Source organism: Enterobacter sp. R-1.6.2, from assembly GCF_035064085.1.
Lineage (GTDB): Bacteria > Pseudomonadota > Gammaproteobacteria > Enterobacterales > Enterobacteriaceae > Enterobacter > Enterobacter asburiae_B.
On the sequence record NZ_JASEYI010000003.1, the window covers coordinates 30146 to 50677 of the forward strand.

At 57.2% G+C, this 20532-nt stretch carries 18 protein-coding genes; 14 read left to right on the forward strand and 4 right to left on the reverse strand.

The annotated features are described in order from the left end of the window. The first annotated feature begins 12 nt into the window (after positions 1-12). The 5 genes from purL to glnB all read left to right on the forward strand — a co-directional run bounded on the left by purL (position 13) and on the right by glnB (position 8329). On the forward strand, positions 13-3900 hold the full coding sequence (gene purL, locus QMN93_RS03915) for a phosphoribosylformylglycinamidine synthase (protein ID WP_182383888.1): 3888 nt from the start codon (positions 13-15) through the stop codon (positions 3898-3900). Between the two features lie 534 nt (positions 3901-4434). Continuing rightward, positions 4435-5862: a two component system sensor histidine kinase QseE/GlrK gene (gene qseE / locus QMN93_RS03920; protein WP_033146231.1), complete on the forward strand. Its 1428-nt coding sequence runs from the start codon at positions 4435-4437 to the stop codon at positions 5860-5862. Between the two features lies 1 nt (position 5863). Next, positions 5864-6601, forward strand: a complete 738-nt coding sequence (gene qseG, locus QMN93_RS03925) for a two-component system QseEF-associated lipoprotein QseG (RefSeq protein WP_182383887.1) — start codon at positions 5864-5866, stop codon at positions 6599-6601. Then, positions 6588-7925 carry a two-component system response regulator GlrR gene (gene glrR, locus QMN93_RS03930; protein ID WP_193139815.1) on the forward strand — a complete coding sequence of 446 codons (1338 nt, stop codon included), beginning with the start codon at positions 6588-6590 and terminating at the stop codon, positions 7923-7925. The genes qseG and glrR overlap by 14 nt, the downstream gene beginning before the upstream one ends. A gap of 65 nt (positions 7926-7990) precedes the next feature. Then, a complete protein-coding gene (gene glnB, locus QMN93_RS03935) occupies positions 7991-8329 on the forward strand; it encodes a nitrogen regulatory protein P-II (protein WP_003860685.1) in 339 nt (112 codons plus the stop codon). Positions 8330-8408: 79 nt separating this feature from the next. Here the strand turns inward: glnB and hmpA are convergent, their stop codons facing one another. Continuing rightward, entirely contained in the window at positions 8409-9599 is a 1191-nt protein-coding gene (gene hmpA / locus QMN93_RS03940) for an NO-inducible flavohemoprotein (protein WP_182383886.1), read from the reverse strand. 304 nt (positions 9600-9903) lie between these two features. Between hmpA and glyA the strand changes: the two genes are divergently transcribed. After that, positions 9904-11157, forward strand: a complete 1254-nt coding sequence (gene glyA, locus QMN93_RS03945) for a serine hydroxymethyltransferase (RefSeq protein WP_008502165.1) — start codon at positions 9904-9906, stop codon at positions 11155-11157. Between the two features lie 54 nt (positions 11158-11211). Here the strand turns inward: glyA and QMN93_RS03950 are convergent, their stop codons facing one another. Continuing rightward, entirely contained in the window at positions 11212-11634 is a 423-nt protein-coding gene (locus QMN93_RS03950) for a DoxX family protein (protein WP_029741147.1), read from the reverse strand. 173 nt (positions 11635-11807) lie between these two features. On the opposite strand from QMN93_RS03950, the gene QMN93_RS03955 reads away from it, so the two are divergent. Next, positions 11808-12953: a 3-phenylpropionate MFS transporter gene (locus QMN93_RS03955; protein WP_047060770.1), complete on the forward strand. Its 1146-nt coding sequence runs from the start codon at positions 11808-11810 to the stop codon at positions 12951-12953. On the opposite strand, the gene csiE is transcribed toward QMN93_RS03955, so the two are convergent. Beyond that, positions 12948-14225, reverse strand: a complete 1278-nt coding sequence (csiE, locus tag QMN93_RS03960) for a stationary phase inducible protein CsiE (protein WP_033146227.1) — start codon at positions 14223-14225, stop codon at positions 12948-12950. The two genes, QMN93_RS03955 and csiE, sit on opposite strands and share 6 nt — an antisense overlap. A gap of 125 nt (positions 14226-14350) precedes the next feature. On the opposite strand from csiE, the gene QMN93_RS03965 reads away from it, so the two are divergent. Further along, positions 14351-14989, forward strand: a complete 639-nt coding sequence (locus tag QMN93_RS03965) for a DUF1007 family protein (RefSeq protein ID WP_033146226.1) — start codon at positions 14351-14353, stop codon at positions 14987-14989. Continuing rightward, positions 14980-15960: a nickel/cobalt transporter gene (locus QMN93_RS03970; protein WP_182383885.1), complete on the forward strand. Its 981-nt coding sequence runs from the start codon at positions 14980-14982 to the stop codon at positions 15958-15960. Before QMN93_RS03965 ends, QMN93_RS03970 begins: the two co-directional genes overlap by 10 nt. A 40-nt stretch (positions 15961-16000) precedes the next feature. Here QMN93_RS03970 and suhB read toward each other — a convergent pair whose 3' ends face one another. Then, positions 16001-16804 (reverse strand): inositol-1-monophosphatase, encoded by an 804-nt coding sequence (suhB, locus tag QMN93_RS03975; RefSeq protein WP_023308828.1) that lies wholly within the window; start codon positions 16802-16804, stop codon positions 16001-16003. 131 nt (positions 16805-16935) lie between these two features. Between suhB and trmJ the strand changes: the two genes are divergently transcribed. From trmJ to iscA, 5 genes are all read left to right on the forward strand, one after another. Continuing rightward, entirely contained in the window at positions 16936-17661 is a 726-nt protein-coding gene (gene trmJ, locus QMN93_RS03980) for a tRNA (cytosine(32)/uridine(32)-2'-O)-methyltransferase TrmJ (RefSeq protein WP_033146224.1), read from the forward strand. A gap of 215 nt (positions 17662-17876) precedes the next feature. Next, a complete protein-coding gene (gene iscR / locus QMN93_RS03985) occupies positions 17877-18368 on the forward strand; it encodes a Fe-S cluster assembly transcriptional regulator IscR (protein WP_023308826.1) in 492 nt (163 codons plus the stop codon). A gap of 117 nt (positions 18369-18485) precedes the next feature. Continuing rightward, entirely contained in the window at positions 18486-19700 is a 1215-nt protein-coding gene (gene iscS, locus QMN93_RS03990) for a cysteine desulfurase (RefSeq protein WP_008502157.1), read from the forward strand. Positions 19701-19724: 24 nt separating this feature from the next. After that, positions 19725-20111 (forward strand): Fe-S cluster assembly scaffold IscU, encoded by a 387-nt coding sequence (iscU, locus tag QMN93_RS03995; RefSeq protein WP_003860661.1) that lies wholly within the window; start codon positions 19725-19727, stop codon positions 20109-20111. 13 nt (positions 20112-20124) lie between these two features. Next, on the forward strand, positions 20125-20448 hold the full coding sequence (iscA, locus tag QMN93_RS04000) for an iron-sulfur cluster assembly protein IscA (RefSeq protein ID WP_003860659.1): 324 nt from the start codon (positions 20125-20127) through the stop codon (positions 20446-20448). Positions 20449-20532: the final 84 nt, after the last annotated feature.

Genomic DNA, 20532 nt, shown 5'->3' on the forward strand with positions numbered 1-20532 from the left:
GACGAGAGACTTATGATGGAAATTCTGCGTGGTTCGCCTGCACTGTCTGCCTTCCGTATCACTAAACTGCTGGCACGTTTTCAGGCGGCCGACCTTCCGGTAAGCAATATTTACGCTGAGTATGTCCATTTTGCTGACCTGAATGCCCCCCTCAATGCAGAGGAGCGCGTACAGCTGGAACGCCTGCTCAAGTATGGTCCAAGCCTGAGCAGCCATACGCCAACCGGCAAACTGATCCTTGCGACGCCTCGTCCGGGCACCATCTCCCCCTGGTCTTCCAAAGCCACCGACATCGCCCACAACTGTGGCCTGAGCCAGATTAACCGTCTGGAACGCGGCGTGGCGTACTACGTGGAAGCCTCTACCCTGAGCGACGCGCAGTGGCAGGCGGTTGCGGCTGAACTGCACGATCGCATGATGGAGAGCGTATTTACCTCTCTCGATGACGCGCAGAAGCTTTTCTCTCACCATCAGCCTGCGCCGGTACAGAGCGTAGACCTGCTGGGGCAGGGCCGTCAGGCGCTGATTGACGCCAACCTGCGTCTCGGCCTGGCGCTGGCAGAAGACGAAATCGACTACCTCCAGGATGCGTTTGTTAAGCTCAACCGTAACCCGAACGACATCGAACTCTATATGTTCGCGCAGGCTAACTCTGAGCACTGCCGCCACAAGATTTTCAACGCCGACTGGATTATTGACGGCGAACAGCAGCCGAAGTCGCTGTTCAAAATGATCAAAAACACCATGGAGCAAACCCCGGACCACGTGCTGTCTGCCTATAAAGACAACGCCGCGGTAATGGAAGGTTCCGAGGTGGGCCGCTTCTTCGCCGATCGCGAAGCAGGGCGCTATGACTTCCATCAGGAGCCCGCGCATATCCTGATGAAAGTGGAAACCCACAACCACCCGACGGCGATCTCCCCGTGGCCGGGCGCGGCGACCGGCTCCGGCGGCGAAATCCGCGATGAAGGTGCGACCGGTCGTGGCGCTAAACCTAAAGCGGGTCTGGTCGGTTTCTCCGTCTCTAACCTGCGTATCCCGGGCTTTGAGCAGCCGTGGGAAGAAGATTTCGGCAAGCCAGAGCGCATTGTAACCGCCCTGGATATCATGACCGAAGGCCCGCTGGGCGGCGCGGCGTTTAACAACGAATTTGGTCGTCCGGCGCTGAACGGTTACTTCCGTACCTATGAAGAGAAAGTGGACAGCCACAACGGCGAAGAGCTGCGCGGCTACCACAAGCCGATCATGCTGGCGGGCGGGATCGGCAACATCCGTGCCGATCACGTGCAGAAAGGCGAGATCGTCGTCGGCGCGAAGCTGATCGTACTGGGCGGCCCGGCGATGAACATCGGTCTGGGCGGCGGCGCGGCCTCTTCTATGGCCTCCGGCCAGTCTGATGCGGATCTCGATTTCGCCTCCGTGCAGCGCGACAACCCTGAGATGGAGCGCCGCTGCCAGGAAGTGATCGACCGCTGCTGGCAGCTGGGCGACGCCAACCCGATCCTCTTCATCCACGACGTGGGCGCGGGCGGCCTGTCCAATGCCATGCCGGAGCTGGTGAGCGACGGTGGCCGCGGCGGGCGCTTCAACCTGCGCGACATCCTGAGCGATGAGCCGGGCATGAGCCCGCTGGAAATCTGGTGTAACGAATCCCAGGAGCGCTACGTGCTGGCGGTTGCTGCGGATCAGCTGCCGCTTTTTGACGAGCTGTGCCGCCGCGAGCGCGCGCCGTATGCCGTCATCGGTGAAGCGACCGAAGAGCAGCACCTTTCCTTAAGCGACACCCACTTTGACAACCAGCCGATCGATCTGCCGCTCGACGTGCTGCTCGGTAAAACGCCGAAGATGACCCGCGACGTAGCCACCCGCAAAGCGGCGGGCAAAGCGCTGGATCGCCAGGGCATCACCGTGGCAGAAGCGGTAAACCGCGTGCTGCACCTGCCTGCTGTGGCAGAGAAAACCTTCCTGGTGACCATCGGCGACCGCACCGTGACCGGTATGGTATCGCGCGATCAGATGGTCGGCCCGTGGCAAATCCCGGTCGCGAACTGCGCCGTGACCACCGCGAGCCTCGACAGCTACTACGGCGAAGCGATGGCTCTCGGCGAGCGTACCCCGGTGGCGCTGCTGGACTTCGCTGCTTCTGCCCGTCTGGCGGTTGGTGAAGCGCTGACCAACATCGCCGCAACGCAGATTGGCGATATCAAACGTATCAAGCTTTCCGCAAACTGGATGGCCGCAGCCGGTCACCCTGGCGAAGATGCTGGCCTGTATGAAGCCGTGAAAGCGGTGGGCGAGGAGCTGTGTCCAGCCCTTGGCCTGACCATTCCGGTGGGCAAAGACTCCATGTCGATGAAAACCCGCTGGCAGGAAGGCAACGAGCAGCGCGAGATGACCTCTCCGCTGTCGCTGGTGATCACCGCGTTTGCCCGCGTGGAAGACGTGCGTCACACCGTTACGCCGCAGCTTGCGACCGAAGACAATGCCCTGCTGCTGATCGACCTGGGTAAAGGCCACAACGCGCTGGGTGCTACCGCGCTGGCGCAGGTTTACCGCCAGCTCGGCGACAAGCCAGCCGACGTGCGCGACGTGGCCCAGCTGAAGGGCTTCTACGACGCGATTCAGGCGCTGGTGGCGCAGCGTAAGCTGCTGGCCTACCACGACCGTTCCGACGGCGGCCTGCTGGTGACCCTGGCAGAGATGGCCTTCACCGGCCACTGCGGCGTGGAAGCGAACATTGCGACGCTGGGCGAAGACCGTCTGGCGGCGCTGTTCAACGAAGAGCTGGGCGCCGTGATTCAGGTGCGTGCGGCAGATCGCGACGCGGTTGAAGCGATTCTGGCGAAGCATGGTCTGGCAGACTGCGTGCACTATCTGGGCAAAGCCGTTCAGGGCGACCGCTTCGTTATTGAAGCAGACGGTCACGCGGTGTTCAGCGAAAGCCGCACCACGCTGCGCATGTGGTGGGCGGAAACCACCTGGCAGATGCAGCGCCTGCGTGATAACCCGGAATGTGCCGATCAGGAGCATAACGCGAAAGCGAATGACCAGGATCCAGGCCTGAACGTGAAGCTCTCCTTCGACATCAACGAAGACATCGCCGCGCCGTACATAGCGACGGGCGCTCGTCCAAAAGTGGCCGTGCTGCGCGAGCAGGGCGTCAACTCCCACGTTGAGATGGCGGCTGCCTTCCACCGCGCGGGCTTTGACGCTATCGACGTCCACATGAGCGACCTGCTGGCCGGGCGTACCGGTCTGGAAGATTTCCAGGCGCTGGTGGCGTGCGGCGGCTTCTCCTACGGTGACGTGCTGGGCGCGGGCGAAGGCTGGGCGAAGTCCATCCTGTTCAACAGCCGCGTGCGCGACGAGTTCGAAACCTTCTTCCACCGTCCGCAGACCCTGGCGCTGGGCGTGTGTAACGGCTGCCAGATGATGTCTAACCTGCGCGAGCTGATCCCGGGCAGCGAAGCCTGGCCGCGCTTTGTGCGCAACCAGTCTGACCGCTTCGAGGCGCGCTTCAGCCTGGTGGAAGTGACCCAAAGCCCGTCTCTGCTGCTGCAGGGGATGGTAGGTTCTCAGATGCCAATCGCCGTTTCCCACGGTGAAGGTCAGGTAGAAGTGCGCGACGCTGCGCATCTGGCTCAGCTGGAGAGCAAAGGCCTGGTGGCGCTGCGCTTTGTCGATAACTTCGGCAAGGTGACAGAAACCTACCCGGCTAACCCGAACGGCTCCGCAAACGGTATTACGGCGGTGACCAGCGAAAGCGGTCGCGCGACCATCATGATGCCGCACCCGGAGCGCGTGTTCCGTACAGTGAGCAACTCCTGGCACCCGGAAAACTGGGGCGAGGACAGCCCGTGGATGCGTATCTTCCGTAACGCGCGTAAGCAGCTGGGTTAAGTTTTAGCCCCACACCCTTCCAGGCCCGGTAAGCGAAAGCTTGACCGGGCTTTTTTATTTGTGTCGCAATTACGCGACAGACCCGTAATATGACTGTCTCCAAATGGAGACGCTTAACTCTTTGATTTATATATGTCAGGTAAGGTTCCCCTTAAGGTGTTGCTGAATAGCGACACTTAGCCTGAAAATCATTCAACCGATAATTAACGTGATAAACGAGTAAAAATCATATATTTCAATGTGTTAATATTTTGTTTTGCATTCTGGCACGGGTGTTGCATAATATTAACCAGTGGCTCATTCACCTTCTTATGTCAGCCCCTTCGGGACGCGCTACATAAACTTCGAATGACGCACAAAAAGGTGCCTGCCGTCCAACTACTGATCATAGCGATGCTTTATCAGGCCAGGGCGAAACGTCGAGTTAGGCACCGCCTCATTCCATGACAAAGCCGGGTTTTTACCCGGCTTTGTTGTATCTGAAGGGCAGACTCAGTTACGCTCTGCGTAAATCCCCATTAAGAGAGTAATGCGTTGAAACGCTGGCCCGTTTTCCCCCGCTCCCTGCGGCAGCTCGTCATGATGGCCTTCCTGCTGATCCTGCTGCCGCTGCTGATCCTTGCCTGGCAGGCGTGGCAAAGCCTGAACGCGCTGAGCGCGCAGGCGGCTTTGACCAACCGCACGACGCTCATCGACGCCAGACGCAGTGAAGCGATGACCAACGCCGCGCTGGAAATGGAGCGAAGTTATCGTCAGTATTGCGTGCTTGACGATCGGACGCTGGAAAAGGTTTATCAGAGCCAGCGTAAACGCTACAGCGAAATGCTGGACGCTCACGCGGGGGTCTTACCTGATGACAAGCTCTATCAGGCGTTGCGTCAGGATTTAAACGATCTCGCGCAGCTGCAGTGCAGCAATAGCGGCCCGGATGCCGTTGCTGCCGCGCGCCTCGAAGCTTTTGCCAGCGCCAACACCGAGATGGTGCAGTCAACGCGCGCGGTGATTTTCTCTCGCGGCCAGCAGCTCCAGCAGGAGATTGCCGAGCGCGGCCAGTTCTTCGGCTGGCAGGCGCTGGTGCTGTTCCTGGTGAGCCTCGGGCTGGTACTGCTCTTTACCCGCATGATCATCGGCCCGGTAAAGGGCATCCAGCGTATGATCAACCGCCTGGGGGAGGGGAAATCGCTCGGGGATACGGTCGCCTTTAAAGGTCCGCGCGAGCTGCGATCCGTAGGCCAGCGCATTATCTGGCTGTCCGAGCGCCTGGCGTGGCTCGAATCACAGCGCCATCAGTTCCTGCGCCATATCTCTCATGAGCTTAAAACGCCGCTGGCCAGCATGCGCGAAGGGACGGAGCTGCTGGCGGACGAAGTGGCCGGGCCCCTTACGCCAGAGCAGAAAGAAATTGTCGAGATCCTGGATAACAGCAGCCGCAATCTGCAAAAGCTGATTGAGCAACTGCTGGATTACAACCGCAAGCTGGCTGACGGGGCGGTCGTACTGGAAAACGTTGAAATTGAGCCGCTGGTGGATATGGTGATCTCCGCCCACAGCTTGCCAGCAAGAGCTAAAATGATGCATACCGGCGTTGAGCTGAATGCGCCTGCGTGCCTGGCTGAACCCATGCTGCTGATGAGCGTTCTGGATAATCTTTACTCCAATGCGGTGCACTATGGTACTGAATCCGGTAACATTTATATCCGAAGTAATACGAATGGTTCACGGGTGTTTATTGACGTCGCAAACACCGGCACCCCGATCCCCGATGACGAAAAAACCATGATCTTCGAACCCTTTTTCCAGGGAAGTCATCAGCGGAAAGGCGCGGTTAAAGGAAGCGGTCTGGGCTTGAGCATCGCCCGGGACTGCATACGACGCATGCAGGGTGAGCTAAACATTGCCGCGGACGAACGTTCAGATGTTTGCTTCCGTATCGAACTGCCCGTGAGCCGGAAAAATCAATAAAATGAATCTATGTCTGGTGAGTATGTCACACGTCTTTTTCCGCGCCGTACGTGCGGTGTTTTCCAGCAAAACGCTTCGCCTGAGCCTGCCCTGTTTATTTCTGGCAGGGTGTGTTTCCCATGCGCCACAAAGTGCCATTAGCGATAAACAGGAAGATAAATGGCCCGATAACCAGCTGGCAGACTTCCTCTCAACCCGCTGTGACGACATCTGGAACCTGTCAGGACATGACGTTGAAAGCAACCCGCTGTTCTGGCTGCGTGGGATAGATTGCGCCCAGCGTCTGGCGCCGGTAGACGCCCGCTCGAAGGCGGCGATGCTGGATGACGATACCTGGCAGGACGCTTTCAAGCGTGGGATTTTACTCGCAGATGCGAAAATTACCCCCGTTGAACGTCGCGTCAATGTGACCCGACTGGACACGTTTGTAGTCAATCTTCCCGTGCAGGTACGCCCGGTATACCAGCTCTGGCGCGATGGGCAGACATTACAGCTTCAGCTGTCTGAAGAGCGCTCCCGCTACAGCAAGCTACAGCAGTCAACCGACAGCGAGCTTGATACGCTGCGTCAACAGCAGCAACATTTACGTACGCAGCTGGATACCACCACGCGTAAGCTGGAGAACCTGACGGATATCGAAAGGCAGCTCTCGTCGCGTAAATATCAGCCGGGGAGCTCATCCGCTGCACCGGACAGCGAGACGCCGAAACAAGAGGATGTGAAGCATGACGAGCCGTAAACCTGCCCATCTTTTACTGGTGGATGACGATCCCGGGCTGTTAAAGCTGCTGGGGATGCGTCTGGTGAGCGAAGGCTACAGCGTCGTGACCGCTGAAAGCGGGCTGGAAGGACTGAAGATCCTTAGCCGCGAGAAAATCGATCTGGTGATAAGCGACCTGCGGATGGACGAAATGGATGGCCTGCAGCTGTTCGCGGAGATCCAGAAGCAGCAGCCGGGTATGCCCGTGATTATCCTGACGGCGCACGGATCGATCCCGGATGCGGTTGCCGCGACGCAGCAGGGGGTCTTCAGCTTCCTGACCAAGCCGGTGGACAAAGACGCGCTGTATAAGGCTATCGACAGCGCGCTGGAACATGCCGCCCCGGCGGGGGATGAAGCGTGGCGGGAGTCCATCGTCACCCGCAGCCCCATTATGCTGCGTCTGCTTGAACAGGCCCGGATGGTGGCGCAGTCCGACGTCAGCGTGCTCATCAACGGCCAGAGCGGAACCGGGAAAGAGATCCTGGCCCAGGCGATCCATAACGCCAGCCCGCGCAGTAAAAATGCCTTTATCGCCATTAACTGCGGCGCGCTTCCGGAACAGCTGCTCGAATCTGAACTGTTTGGTCACGCCCGCGGCGCATTCACCGGCGCGGTGAGCAGCCGGGAAGGGCTGTTCCAGGCCGCGGAAGGCGGCACGCTGTTCCTGGACGAGATTGGCGACATGCCCGCACCGCTGCAGGTCAAACTGCTCCGCGTGTTGCAGGAGCGAAAAGTTCGCCCGCTGGGCAGCAACCGCGATATCGATATTAATGTGCGCATTATTTCCGCCACCCACCGCGACTTGCCAAAAGTGATGGCGCGCAACGAGTTTCGCGAAGATCTCTACTACCGTCTGAACGTGGTGAACCTGAAGATCCCGGCGCTGGCGGAGCGCGCGGAAGACGTTCCGCTGCTGGCGAACCATCTTTTGCGCCAGGCGGCCGATCGCCATAAACCGTTCGTGCGCGCGTTTTCCACCGACGCGATGAAGCGGCTGATGGCCGCAGGCTGGCCGGGTAACGTGCGTCAGCTGGTGAACGTGATTGAGCAGTGCGTGGCGCTGACCTCCTCACCGGTGATCAGCGATGCGCTGGTGGAGCAGGCGCTGGAAGGGGAAAACACGGCTCTGCCGACGTTTGCGGAAGCGCGGAATCAGTTCGAGCTGAACTATCTGCGCAAGCTATTGCAGATCACCAAAGGCAACGTGACCCACGCGGCGCGCATGGCCGGACGCAACCGCACCGAGTTCTACAAGCTGCTGTCGCGCCACGAGCTGGAAGCAAACGATTTTAAAGAGTAATGCCGTATGGTACTGTGAGCAATCGATTACGAGGCAGCTTACAGGCAAGAGTTTAAGGACCCACCATGAAAAAGATTGATGCGATTATTAAACCTTTCAAACTGGATGACGTGCGTGAAGCGCTGGCGGAAGTCGGCATCACCGGGATGACCGTGACGGAAGTGAAAGGTTTTGGTCGTCAGAAGGGCCACACCGAGCTTTACCGTGGCGCAGAGTACATGGTCGACTTTCTGCCGAAAGTAAAAATTGAAATCGTGGTCAGCGACGATATCGTCGATACCTGCGTGGATACCATTATCCGCACCGCGCAGACGGGCAAAATCGGCGACGGTAAAATCTTCGTCTTTGACGTGGCGCGCGTGATCCGTATCCGTACCGGCGAAGAAGACGACGCCGCGATTTAACAATACCAACGGTTTTGTAGGCCGGGTAAGGTGCAACCACCCGGCGAAAAAAAAGCCCCTCGAACGAGGGGCTTTTTCATTACAGCACCTTATGCGGCCCGAAACATTCGTAGTGAATGTTGTCTTTGTTCACGCCCAGATCCACCAGCTGCTGGGCGGCATACTGCATAAACGCTACCGGCCCGCAGACGTAGAACTGCATGTCTGGCGCGCTAAACGCCCCTTCCATCTGGCTTAAATTCATCAGGCCTTCAGTGTCAAACCGTGCGGCCGCGCGGTCTGCATCCGTCGGCAGGCGATACCAGGTGTGCGCGGTGAAGCGCGGCAGGAACGCCCCAAGCGTTTTCACTTCATCCGCAAAGGCGTGCACGTCGCCGTTTTCCGCAGCGTGGAACCAGTTGACCTGCGCGCCGTGGTTGGCTTTCGCCAGCGTATCTAGCATCGCCAGCATTGGCGTTTGGCCGACGCCCGCAGAGATCAGCGTAACCGGGGTATTCGCTTCTACGGCCATGAAGAAATCGCCCGCCGGCGCGGCCAGATGGACCACGTCGCCCACGTTAGCTTCGTTGTGGAGCCAGTTGGAGACCTGACCGCCGTCCTCAAGCTTCACCGCAATGCGGTAGCCTTTGCCGTTTGGCTTGCGGGTAAGAGAATACTGGCGGATCTCCTGATGCGGGAAACCTTCAGGCTTCAGCCACACGCCCAGATACTGGCCCGGCTGGTAATCGGCAACCGGCTGTCCGTCCACCGGCTCAAATTCAAAGCTGGTAATCAGCGCGCTGCGCGGCGTTTTCTCAACGATGCGGAAGGCGCGTGTGCCTTCCCAGCCGCCGTTCTTGCTGGCGTTTTCGCTGTAGATCTGCGCTTCGCGGTTGATAAACACGTTTGCCAGCACGCCGTAGGCTTTCCCCCACGCGTCCAGCACCTCCTGGCCCGGGCTGAACATCTCGTCCAGCGTTGCCAGCAGGTGGCTACCCACAATGTTGTACTGCTCGGGCTGGATCTGGAAGCTGGTGTGTTTCTGCGCGATTTTTTCCACCGCGGGCAGCAGTGCCGCCAGGTTTTCAATATTGCTGGCGTAGGCCGCGATGGCGTTGAAAAGCGCTTCGCGCTGATCGCCGTTACGCTGGTTGCTCATGTTGAAAATTTCTTTGAGCTCCGGGTTATGCGTGAACATGCGATCGTAGAAATGGGCGGTGAGTTTAGGGCCGGTTTCCACCAGCAGGGGGATGGTGGCTTTAACGGTAGCGATGGTTTGAGCGTCGAGCATGGCAGCTTCCTTCCGATGTGACTTTAATGATGTATTTTAAATGCATCTTATGAAAAATACCCCTGCGTTGTAAATGGTTCTTTGCAAGATGAAAAATATGCATCACAAACCTGAAAAGAAATCCGCTGGAAAGGGCGAGAGCTTTATTCCTCAAACCCTTGCGTGGCGCGAAGGAAAACGTTTGCGTAAAATCGTTTGTCAAGACCTGTTATCACAGAACTAATCAGTTATACTGTTGCCCGTCGTCCAACAGGACTGCCTTTTCAGGCCAAAATTTACTTGTTAGCTGAGTCAGGAGATGCGGATGTTAAAGCGTGAAATGAACATTGCCGATTATGATGCCGAACTGTGGCAGGCTATGGAGCAGGAAAAAGTACGTCAGGAAGAGCACATCGAACTGATCGCCTCCGAAAACTATACCAGCCCGCGCGTCATGCAGGCGCAGGGTTCTCAGCTGACTAACAAATATGCTGAAGGTTACCCGGGCAAACGCTACTACGGCGGTTGCGAGTACGTGGATATCGTTGAGCAGCTGGCTATCGACCGTGCGAAAGAACTCTTTGGCGCTGACTACGCGAACGTGCAGCCGCACTCTGGCTCTCAGGCTAACTTCGCGGTCTACACCGCGCTGCTGCAGCCGGGCGATACCGTTCTGGGTATGAACCTGGCGCAGGGCGGCCACCTGACTCACGGCTCCCCGGTTAACTTCTCCGGCAAACTGTACAACATCATCCCTTACGGTATTGATGAGTCCGGTAAAATTGACTACGAAGACATGGCGAAGCAGGCTAAAGAGCACAAACCGAAGATGATCATCGGTGGCTTCTCTGCTTACTCCGGTATCGTTGACTGGGCAAAAATGCGTGAAATCGCAGACAGCATCGGTGCTTACCTGTTCGTCGACATGGCGCACGTTGCGGGTCTGATTGCCGCTGGCGTTTACCCGAACCCGGTTCCACACGCTCACGTTGTGACCACCACCACCCACAAAACCCTGGCGGGTCCACGCGGTGGCCTGATCCTGGCGAAAGGCGGTGACGAAGAGCTGTACAAAAAACTGAACTCCGCTGTATTCCCAAGCGCGCAGGGCGGCCCGCTGATGCACGTTATCGCGGCTAAAGCGGTAGCGCTGAAAGAAGCGATGGAGCCAGAATTCAAGGTTTATCAGCAGCAGGTTGCTAAGAACGCTAAAGCGATGGTGGAAGTGTTCCTGAACCGTGGCTACAAAGTGGTCTCCGGCGGTACTGAAAACCACCTGTTCCTGCTGGATCTGGTTGATAAGAACCTGACCGGTAAAGAAGCTGACGCAGCCCTGGGCCGCGCCAACATCACCGTGAACAAAAACAGCGTGCCAAACGATCCGAAGAGCCCGTTCGTGACCTCCGGTATCCGTATCGGTTCTCCGGCCGTGACTCGCCGCGGCTTCAAAGAAGCGGAAGTGAAAGAGCTGGCTGGCTGGATGTGTGACGTTCTGGACAACATCAATGACGAAGCGGTTATCGAGCGCGTCAAAGGTAAAGTTCTGGATATCTGCGCACGCTTCCCGGTATACGCATAATTCCTCTGCCTTGCAGAAATAAAAAAGGCCGCGCTTGCGGCCTTTTTTTATGGCTTAACGCCGGTCGAGGGAAATAGCCCCCGGACCAACAATGGCCAGCAAAATAAAGGCGCCAGCAATACTGACGTTCTTATAGAAATTAATCATATTCGGTACGACCGCATCACCGGTCATATCCCAGTAATGGTGACCGATAATCGCCGTGCCCAGCGTATAGAATACAAACAGTACCGCGAGCGGACGGGTGAAAAAGCCCAGCACGATCAGGATGGCGGCAGGGACTTCCATCACCACCGCAATAATGGCCGCCAGCATGGGCATCGGCGTACCCAGCGAGGTCATATATTGTACGGTGCCGCTAAACCCCGTCAGTTTTGGATAGCCAAAGATGATAAACAGCACGACAAGCGCGATGCGACCAATTAGCAGCAGCAGGTGACGTGACTGACCGAAATCGAAATAACGTAGTGAGTTCATGGCAGAAAAACCTCTGCAAGTGGAGTAATTTAAACGTAATACATATTTTCATTCCCTGCCAGAAGCCAGACGACTGCACAAGATGTTAATTTTTCGTTAATTTATAGCAGGCTATCTACTTGCTTAATTTTTATATTCTCGCCAGACTATGGCCTCGATTTCGGGAGGGATTCATGGTCTTGCATTCCACGCGCTGGCTGGCGCTCAGTTATTTCACCTATTTCTTTAGCTACGGTATTTTTCTGCCCTTCTGGAGCGTCTGGCTCAAGGGTATCGGCCTGACTCCTGAGACCATCGGTATCCTGCTGGGGGCCGGGCTGGTGGCGCGTTTCCTCGGCAGCCTGCTGATTGCCCCGCGCGTCAGCGATCCCTCCTTGCTGATCAAGGCCGTGCGCATTCTTGCTCTGCTGACGCTGGTCTTTGTTGCCTGCTTCTGGGTCAGCCACCAGTTTGCCTGGCTGATGGTGGTGATGGTCGGCTTTAACCTGTTCTTCTCACCGCTGGTACCGCTGACGGATGCCCTGGCGAACACCTGGCAAAAGCAGATCACCATGGACTACGGCCGCGTGCGCCTGTGGGGCTCAATTGCCTTTGTGATTGGCTCCGCGCTGGTGGGCAAACTGGTCAGCCTTTACGATTACCGCGCCATTCTCGCCCTGCTGAGTATCGGTATTGCCTCGATGCTGCTGGGTATGCTGCTGCGTCCGTCGGTGATGCCGCAAGGGGAAAGCCGCCATCAGGAGAGCGCAGGATGGCCCGCCTGGCGGAGCCTGGTGGCACAAAGCTGGCGTTTTCTGGCGTGTGTCTGTCTGCTTCAGGGGGCGCATGCGGCGTACTATGGCTTCAGCGCCATCTACTGGCAGGGGGCGGGATATTCTGCTTCCGCAGTGGGCTATCTGTGGTCGCTGGGGGTAGTGGCCGAAGTCATTATCTTTGCCCTGAGCAAGAAGCTGTTCCGTCGCTTTGGCGCGCGAGACCTCCTGCTGCTTTCCGCCGTGTGCGGCGTGGCGCGCTGGGGGATTATGGGCTGGACGACCGATCTGCCGTGGCTGATCGTGGCGCAAATTCTTCACTGCGGCACCTTTACCGTGTGTCATCTGGCGGCGATGCGCTATATCGCAGCGCGCGAGGGCGGAGACGTTATTCGTCTGCAGGCCGTCTACTCGGCGGTCGCGATGGGGGGCAGTATCGCAATCATGACGGTCTTTGCGGGGTTCCTCTACCAGCACCTGGGGCATGGCGTCTTCTGGGTGATGGCGCTGGTCGCCTTACCCGCCATCGTTGTTCGCCCTAAAGTGGCCGCTCGCGCCTCGCTATGATTCCAGCATGGCGCGAATATGTTCTTGCTGCTGCGCGTTCAATGTCTCAACGGCATGTATCAGCGGCGGCGAGAACAGCGGCAGGACGGTAGGGTAGGGGGTGATAACCAGCGCGGCTTCGCGCGGTGCCCCCTCTTTCTGGAAAGCCTGCAGCGTCAGATAACGAATATTAAGCGGCAGCAGCGTCAGCTCGCGAAGCTGCTGTTCAATCAGATCCTCGCTGGCTTTATCGTCTCCCGTCAGCAGGATCACCTGTTTTTCGTGCAGATCGGTCTCCTGCATCAGCCAGGCGCCGAAAATCACCGCGACAAGACTCATCTCTTCATCAGAAAAACGCAGCCCAAACTCCGCTTCCAGCTCAAACAGCGCTTCCTTCGTGGTGCGTAACAGCCGGGGATAGAGGCGATGGATCTCCTCCGGCAGGCTATTGTCGATGCCAATTTCAAACAGCGAGCGGTCCAGCGCCTGAGCAAGATGGATATACAGCTGATCGGTCAGCCCTTGCTCATCGCTGAAGTTCATCCCGGTCTGCGAGCGAAAACGGGCGACCATGCGCACGATGGCCCGGCGCAAGCGCTGATCCTGCTGGTGTTTATCGAGCACCGGATCGGGCGTGCGGAGCATCATAAACAGCAGCGCCAGAAACAGCTGTTCATCCCCGTGCGCTCCCTGCGGCACGCGACGTCTCCAGTGACGCACGATCTCCTGGGCCGTAAAATACTCCCCTCTCGACTGGGTCCAGCTGCGCTGAACGTGAGAAAACTGTGGCGTATTCCCGAGCTGGTGCTGAATAAGACAGTATTGCAGATAGAGCTGTAAAAACTGGACGTCGCGGCATTCAAACTGGCGCTGCAGCTTGCGTGAGCAGAAGCCGATCAGCGCCCGCAGGTTCGCATCGTCGTACAGCGGTCGCGCAATGCCGTGTTGTTTAAGCGCGGTTTTTAATGCGGGGGTAAACTGGTGTGAGACAAACTGCGGGCAAAGCCGCAGCGCCCGGCGCAGCCAGTGCAGCAGGCATAAACGCTGATTCAGGGCTGTGCCTTCAATCCGGTAGCTGCCGTCGTGGTGCGTGACGATGTCCAGCCGGTGATAGCGCTGGATTTCATCGCGCGTCTCGGCTATATCTTGCCGTGCCATCGCGTCGTCCACCCCGTTGGCAGCGATTATGCTCTCTGCGGTGACGGCAGCATCGGGCAGGTATAGCATCAAAAGCACCTGGCAGCGGCGCTGCGAACTGGAAAGCACAGATGGAATTTCAAGCGTCGTCATCATCTGTCGGGTATCCAGTGTGAATGTTTGATAAGAATAGCTAAAGGATGAGCGCTGAAAAGCGCGCCGGCAGGCCTTTCACTCAGGATTGCTGGGGGACATCACAGAATTTTTGACGTGAGGAATTGATGCAAACAGTTAAACAAAGTGCGATGGCGTTATTTTTGGCGGTTATCAGCTTCACCGCCAGCGCACACCCTCACAGTTTTATTGACCTCCAGACCGAGCTGGTTACCGACGGCACGCAGCTGAGCGGCCTGAAGATGCGCTGGACGATGGATGAAATCACCTCGGCCGATCTGCTCTATGATGCGGGAAACGCGAAGCCCGGCGATGAAATCTGGAAAAAGCTGGCGGCGGAAGTGATGGCCAACGTGCTCGGCCAGCACTACTTCACGGAATTCTGGCACAACGGGCAAAAGGTCAAATTTCTGAACCGGCCAACGGAATACGGGATGACGCGTGACGGGCATCAGGCGGTGCTGACGTTTGTGCTTCCTCTGGCGCATCCGCAGCCGCTGGCGGGGCAAACGTACACGTTTTCCACTTTTGATCCGACCTACTATGTCGATATGCGCTATGACAAAGACGGCGACGTACGATTGCCGGACGCTCTGCAAAAAAACTGCAAAATTGGCGTTCACACCCCGAAACCCAGCGAGGAGACGCTGAACTTTGCGGTCTCGCTTGATAAGGAAGATGCACCGCCTGAGGACATGGAGTTGGGTAAACAGTTCGCGCAGGAGGTAACGTTACAATGTCAGTGATCTCCTCTCCGGTTCGGAAACCGCGCCGCTGGCTGCACCTCTGGCCGCTGGCGCTTTTTCTCCTGCTGGCCGTTTGCGGCTCGCTCTGGCTTTGGCAGGCCTGGCCGCAGGTCATGATGAAAAGCATCGTCTGGCAGCGTGAGGTCAATCAGCAGATGAGCGGTCTGCTGAAGGCGGTGGCCGAGAACCCGACCAAAGCGGGTGGTTCCCTGCTGGCGTTCAGCTTTATCTATGGCGTACTGCATGCGCTGGGGCCGGGGCACGGCAAAATCGTGATAACGACCTGGCTCGCCACCCATCCGTCGAAGCTGAAATCGAGTATCGGGCTGACGCTGGCCTCCTCGCTGCTTCAGGGCAGCGTGGCGATTGCGCTCGTCGTGATCGTGCTTTCGCTGTTGCAGCTTCCCGCGCGCCAGCTGCACATGAGCAGTTTCTGGCTGGAGAAGGGAAGCTACGCGCTGGTGGGCGTGCTGGGGCTGACCCTCTGCTGGCGGGCGCTGAAAAAGCTGCGCGTGCTGCTGCAAAAACCGAAATTCAAAACCTTTACGCCGCCTCACGTTCATGATGAAAACTGCGGCTGCGGGCATCAGCATTTGCCCACGCAGGAACAGTTGCAGAACGGCGACGACTGGCGCGCGCGGCTGATGATTATTCTCTCGATGGGCATGCGCCCGTGTTCGGGGGCAATAATGGTGCTGCTGTTCAGCAAGGTGATAGGCGTGTTTGGCTGGGGAATGCTTTCCGCGCTGGCGATGGCGGCAGGGACGTCTCTCACCATTTCGTCTTTAGCGCTGCTGGTTCACAGCTTCCGTCAGCTTGCGGTCAGACTCAGCGGCAATAAAACACCGGTGCTGTGGCGGCAGGTAGGGTGGACAACGCTTGCGCTGGCGGGCGGGGTGATTCTGCTGGTTGCGGCGGTGACGATGTGGATGAGCGCGATGCCGGTGGGAAGAGGATTGCGGCCGTTTTAGTTGGGATTCCCTCTCCCACGGGGAGAGGGAATGACCGGGATTAACGCTTCAGCGCATCGCTCAGTTCATCACGCATGTTGGCCAGCATGGCTTTAACAACGCGTGGGTTACCTGCAACGACGTTGCCGGTAGACATATAGTTATGGCCGCCGGTGAAATCACACACGATGGCGCCTGCTTCACGTGCGATCAGCTCGCCCGCAGCAAAGTCCCACGGCTTCAGTGACAGCTCGAAGTAACCGTCAACGCGGCCTGTTGCTACATAAGCCAGATCCAGCGCGGCAGAACCGGTGCGGCGGAAGTCCGCGCATTCGGTGAACAGTTTGCCCAGGATATTCATATAGGTGGTCGCGTGCTGTTTCGCCTTGAACGGGAAACCGGTCGCCAGAATGGTGCCGTCCAGATCGCGTGCGTTGCTGCAGCGCAGACGGTAGCCGTTCAGCTGTGCGCCCTGACCGCGGGTAGCGGTGAACAGTTCGTTACGCATTGGATCGTAAACAACGGCGACTTCAGTACGGCCTTTAATGCGTACTGCGATAGACACAGAGAAGTGTGGCAGGCGTTTGACGAAGTTGGTGGTGCCATCCAGTGGATCGATAACCCATTGAACATCCTGATCGGTACCTTCATGTTCACCGCTTTCTTCGGTGATGATGGTGTGCTGCGGGTAAGATTTGCGGATCGTTTCGATAATAATCGCTTCTGCGGCTTTATCGACGTTAGTCACGAAATCATTGCTGCCTTTCTGGCTGGTTTCTACGGAGTCTGGCGTTTCGTAGTGTTTGGCAATTACATTACCCGCCTTGCGCGCTGCGCGCACGGCGATGGTCAGCATCGGATGCATCGGTCTCTCTCACTGGATGTTAAAGAACAGGAAAATCGGCGCAGAGTATAGCAGTGGGATCGGATTATGTCTCCCGTTTATGATAATATGCCGGAATATTCTTCATACGCTGAATTCAGACATTAAAAATTATGCTGCAAAACATTCGAATCGTGCTGGTCGAAACATCGCACACCGGCAACATGGGCTCCGTTGCCCGCGCTATGAAAACCATGGGCTTAACGAACCTGTGGCTGGTTAACCCGCTGGTCAAACCTGACTCGCAGGCTATCGCCCTGGCGGCCGGTGCCAGCGACGTGATCGGCAACGCTCAGATCGTCGATACCCTTGACGAAGCGCTGGCCGGCTGCAGCCTCGTTGTTGGCACCAGCGCGCGTTCACGCACGCTGCCGTGGCCGATGCTGGACCCGCGCGAATGCGGCCTGAAAAGCGTCTCTGAAGCGGAACAGGCTCCGGTTGCGCTGGTGTTTGGCCGCGAGCGCGTTGGCCTGACCAACGACGAGCTGCAGAAGTGCCATTATCACGTCGCCATCGCGGCTAACCCGGAATATAGCTCGCTGAACCTGGCGATGGCGGTGCAGGTTATCGCCTATGAGGTGCGTATGGCGTGGCTGGCGACGCAGGAGAAACAGGTAGAGCCTAAAGAAGAAACGGCCTACCCGCTGGTGGACGACCTTGAGCGCTTCTACGGTCACCTGGAGCAGACGCTGCTCTCAACCGGCTTTATTCGTGAAGGCCACCCGGGCCAGGTGATGAACAAGCTGCGCCGCATGTTTACCCGCGCGCGCCCGGAAAGCCAGGAGCTTAACATCCTGCGCGGGATTCTGGCGTCGATTGAGCAGAAGAATAAAGAGTAGTGTCGATTTCCCCTCTCCCCGTGGGAGAGGGCTGGGGTGAGGGCATCAGGCCGCACCGGGATTTTGAAGGCACGGAACGTTAAATACCTGACTAAAACAGTCAAGTAAATAGTTGACCATTTTAGTCAGGAATGTCAGACTTGGCCCTGCTATGCAATACCCCCATTTTACAATAAAAAACCCCGGGCAGGGGCGAGTTTGAGGTTAAGTAAGACATGAGACTGACATCTAAAGGGCGTTATGCCGTGACCGCGATGCTGGACGTTGCGCTCAACTCCGAAGCGGGCCCGGTTCCGTTGGCTGATATTTCTGAACGACAAGGGATCTCCCTCTCTTACCTGGAGCAGCTGTTCTCGAGACTGCGTAAAAATGGACTGGTTTCCAGCGTTCGTGGCCCAGGCGGCGGTTATCTGCTGGGTAAAGACGCGGGCAGTATTGCAGTTGGTGAAGTGATTAGCGCAGTTGACGAATCCGTTGACGCGACCCGTTGCCAGGGTAAAGGCGGCTGCCAGGGCGGCGATAAGTGCCTGACCCACGCGCTGTGGCGCGATCTGAGCGACCGTCTCACCGGCTTCCTGAACAACATCACCCTGGGTGAACTGGTCAATAACCAGGAAGTTCTGGATGTCTCTGGTCGTCAGCACGGTCAGGATTCCCAACGCAGCACCCGCGCGCAGGACGCTATCGACGTCAAACTGCGCGCGTAATAAAACGATAAAGATTTCAGAATCAGGCCGGGGCGGTCACGCCCCGCGTACTCGGTCGTACATCCAGCCGGTTGCCTGATTCCTTGCATTGAAGCGATGTACGGAGTTTAAAGAGCAATGAAATTACCGATTTATCTCGATTACTCCGCAACCACGCCGGTGGACCCGCGTGTTGCCGAGAAAATGATGCAGTGTCTGACCCTGGACGGAAACTTTGGTAACCCAGCTTCCCGTTCACACCGTTTTGGCTGGCATGCTGAAGAGGCGGTTGATATCGCCCGTAATCAGATTGCCGACCTGGTGGGTGCCGACCCGCGTGAGATTGTTTTCACCTCCGGTGCGACCGAATCCGACAACCTGGCGATCAAAGGTGCAGCCAACTTTTATCAGAAAAAAGGCAAGCACATCATCACCAGCAAAACCGAACACAAAGCCGTGCTGGATACCTGCCGCCAGCTGGAGCGTGAAGGTTACGAAGTGACTTACCTGGCGCCACAGAGCAACGGGATCATCGACCTGAAAGAGCTCGAAGCGGCCATGCGTGATGACACCATTCTGGTTTCCATCATGCACGTTAACAACGAAATCGGCGTCGTTCAGGACATCGCGACCATCGGCGAAATGTGCCGCGCGCGCGGTATCATCTATCACGTTGACGCGACCCAGAGCGTGGGCAAACTGCCTATCGATCTGAGCCAGCTGAAAGTGGACCTGATGTCCTTCTCCGGCCACAAAATTTATGGCCCGAAAGGGATCGGCGCGCTGTACGTTCGTCGTAAACCGCGTATCCGCATCGAAGCACAGATGCACGGCGGCGGTCACGAGCGCGGCATGCGTTCCGGCACGCTGCCTGTTCACCAGATCGTGGGCATGGGCGAAGCGTACCGCATTGCGAAAGAAGAGATGGAAACCGAGATGGCGCGCCTGCGCACGCTGCGTAACCGTCTGTGGGACGGCGTGAAAGATATGGAAGAAGTGTATCTGAACGGCGATCTCGAGCAGGGCGCTCCGAACATCCTCAACGTCAGCTTCAACTATGTTGAAGGCGAATCGCTGATCATGGCGCTGAAAGACCTGGCAGTCTCTTCCGGTTCTGCCTGTACGTCTGCAAGCCTGGAGCCATCCTACGTGCTGCGCGCGCTGGGCATGACCGACGAGCTGGCGCACAGTTCTATCCGTTTCTCTTTAGGTCGTTTCACTACCGAAGAAGAGATTGACTACACCATCAAGCTGGTTCGCAACTCCATCGGCCGTCTGCGAGACCTTTCTCCACTGTGGGAAATGTTCAAGCAGGGCGTGGATCTGAACAGCATTGAATGGTCACATCACTAATCGGTACATAAGGAGAATTCAATCATGGCATACAGCGAAAAAGTCATCGATCATTACGAAAACCCGCGCAACGTTGGCTCTTTTGACAACAGCGACGAATCTGTCGGCAGCGGTATGGTTGGCGCACCGGCGTGTGGCGACGTGATGAAGTTGCAGATTAAAGTCAACAATGAAGGTATCATTGAAGACGCGCGCTTCAAGACCTACGGCTGTGGTTCTGCTATCGCGTCCAGCTCCCTGGTTACCGAATGGGTGAAGGGCAAGTCTCTGGACGAAGCACAGGCAATCAAGAACACGGATATTGCTGAAGAACTCGAACTGCCACCGGTGAAAATTCACTGTTCAATTCTGGCAGAAGACGCGATCAAAGCCGCCATTGCGGATTACAAAAGCAAACGTGAAGCAAAATAATTGAGGTTTGAGTATGTCGATTACCCTTAGCGACAGCGCTGCCGCGCGAGTAAGCTCTTTTCTGGCGAACCGTGGTAAAGGCTTTGGCCTGCGACTGGGCGTACGTACCTCCGGCTGTTCTGGTATGGCTTACGTACTGGAGTTTGTTGACGAGCCGGCGTCTGACGACACCGTGTTTGAAGACAAGGGCGTGAAGGTGGTGGTCGATGGCAAAAGCCTGCAATTCCTCAACGGCACTCAGCTGGACTTCGTCAAAGAAGGCCTGAACGAAGGGTTCAAGTTCACGAACCCTAACGTCAAAGACGAGTGTGGTTGCGGCGAAAGCTTCCACGTTTAACCGCGTTCCGCTGTTATACCGATTAATTCGCGTTGCAGAAAGGCGGCAAGCGAGTGAATCCCCGGGAGCTTACATAAGTAAGTG

What these genes read in the sequence shown, in the direction of transcription:
- QMN93_RS03965 (WP_033146226.1), top strand. Translation starts at nt 14,351, where the DNA reads ATGCAAACAGTTAAACAAAGTGCGATGGCGTTATTTTTGGCGGTTATC.
- suhB (WP_023308828.1), bottom strand. Translation starts at nt 16,804, where the DNA reads ATGCATCCGATGCTGACCATCGCCGTGCGCGCAGCGCGCAAGGCGGGT.
- purL (WP_182383888.1), top strand. Translation starts at nt 13, where the DNA reads ATGATGGAAATTCTGCGTGGTTCGCCTGCACTGTCTGCCTTCCGTATC.
- qseG (WP_182383887.1), top strand. Translation starts at nt 5,864, where the DNA reads ATGAATCTATGTCTGGTGAGTATGTCACACGTCTTTTTCCGCGCCGTA.
- iscS (WP_008502157.1), top strand. Translation starts at nt 18,486, where the DNA reads ATGAAATTACCGATTTATCTCGATTACTCCGCAACCACGCCGGTGGAC.
- QMN93_RS03950 (WP_029741147.1), bottom strand. Translation starts at nt 11,634, where the DNA reads ATGAACTCACTACGTTATTTCGATTTCGGTCAGTCACGTCACCTGCTG.
- glrR (WP_193139815.1), top strand. Translation starts at nt 6,588, where the DNA reads ATGACGAGCCGTAAACCTGCCCATCTTTTACTGGTGGATGACGATCCC.
- iscR (WP_023308826.1), top strand. Translation starts at nt 17,877, where the DNA reads ATGAGACTGACATCTAAAGGGCGTTATGCCGTGACCGCGATGCTGGAC.
- hmpA (WP_182383886.1), bottom strand. Translation starts at nt 9,599, where the DNA reads ATGCTCGACGCTCAAACCATCGCTACCGTTAAAGCCACCATCCCCCTG.
- glnB (WP_003860685.1), top strand. Translation starts at nt 7,991, where the DNA reads ATGAAAAAGATTGATGCGATTATTAAACCTTTCAAACTGGATGACGTG.
- iscA (WP_003860659.1), top strand. Translation starts at nt 20,125, where the DNA reads ATGTCGATTACCCTTAGCGACAGCGCTGCCGCGCGAGTAAGCTCTTTT.
- glyA (WP_008502165.1), top strand. Translation starts at nt 9,904, where the DNA reads ATGTTAAAGCGTGAAATGAACATTGCCGATTATGATGCCGAACTGTGG.
- trmJ (WP_033146224.1), top strand. Translation starts at nt 16,936, where the DNA reads ATGCTGCAAAACATTCGAATCGTGCTGGTCGAAACATCGCACACCGGC.
- QMN93_RS03970 (WP_182383885.1), top strand. Translation starts at nt 14,980, where the DNA reads ATGTCAGTGATCTCCTCTCCGGTTCGGAAACCGCGCCGCTGGCTGCAC.
- csiE (WP_033146227.1), bottom strand. Translation starts at nt 14,225, where the DNA reads ATGATGACGACGCTTGAAATTCCATCTGTGCTTTCCAGTTCGCAGCGC.
- QMN93_RS03955 (WP_047060770.1), top strand. Translation starts at nt 11,808, where the DNA reads ATGGTCTTGCATTCCACGCGCTGGCTGGCGCTCAGTTATTTCACCTAT.
- iscU (WP_003860661.1), top strand. Translation starts at nt 19,725, where the DNA reads ATGGCATACAGCGAAAAAGTCATCGATCATTACGAAAACCCGCGCAAC.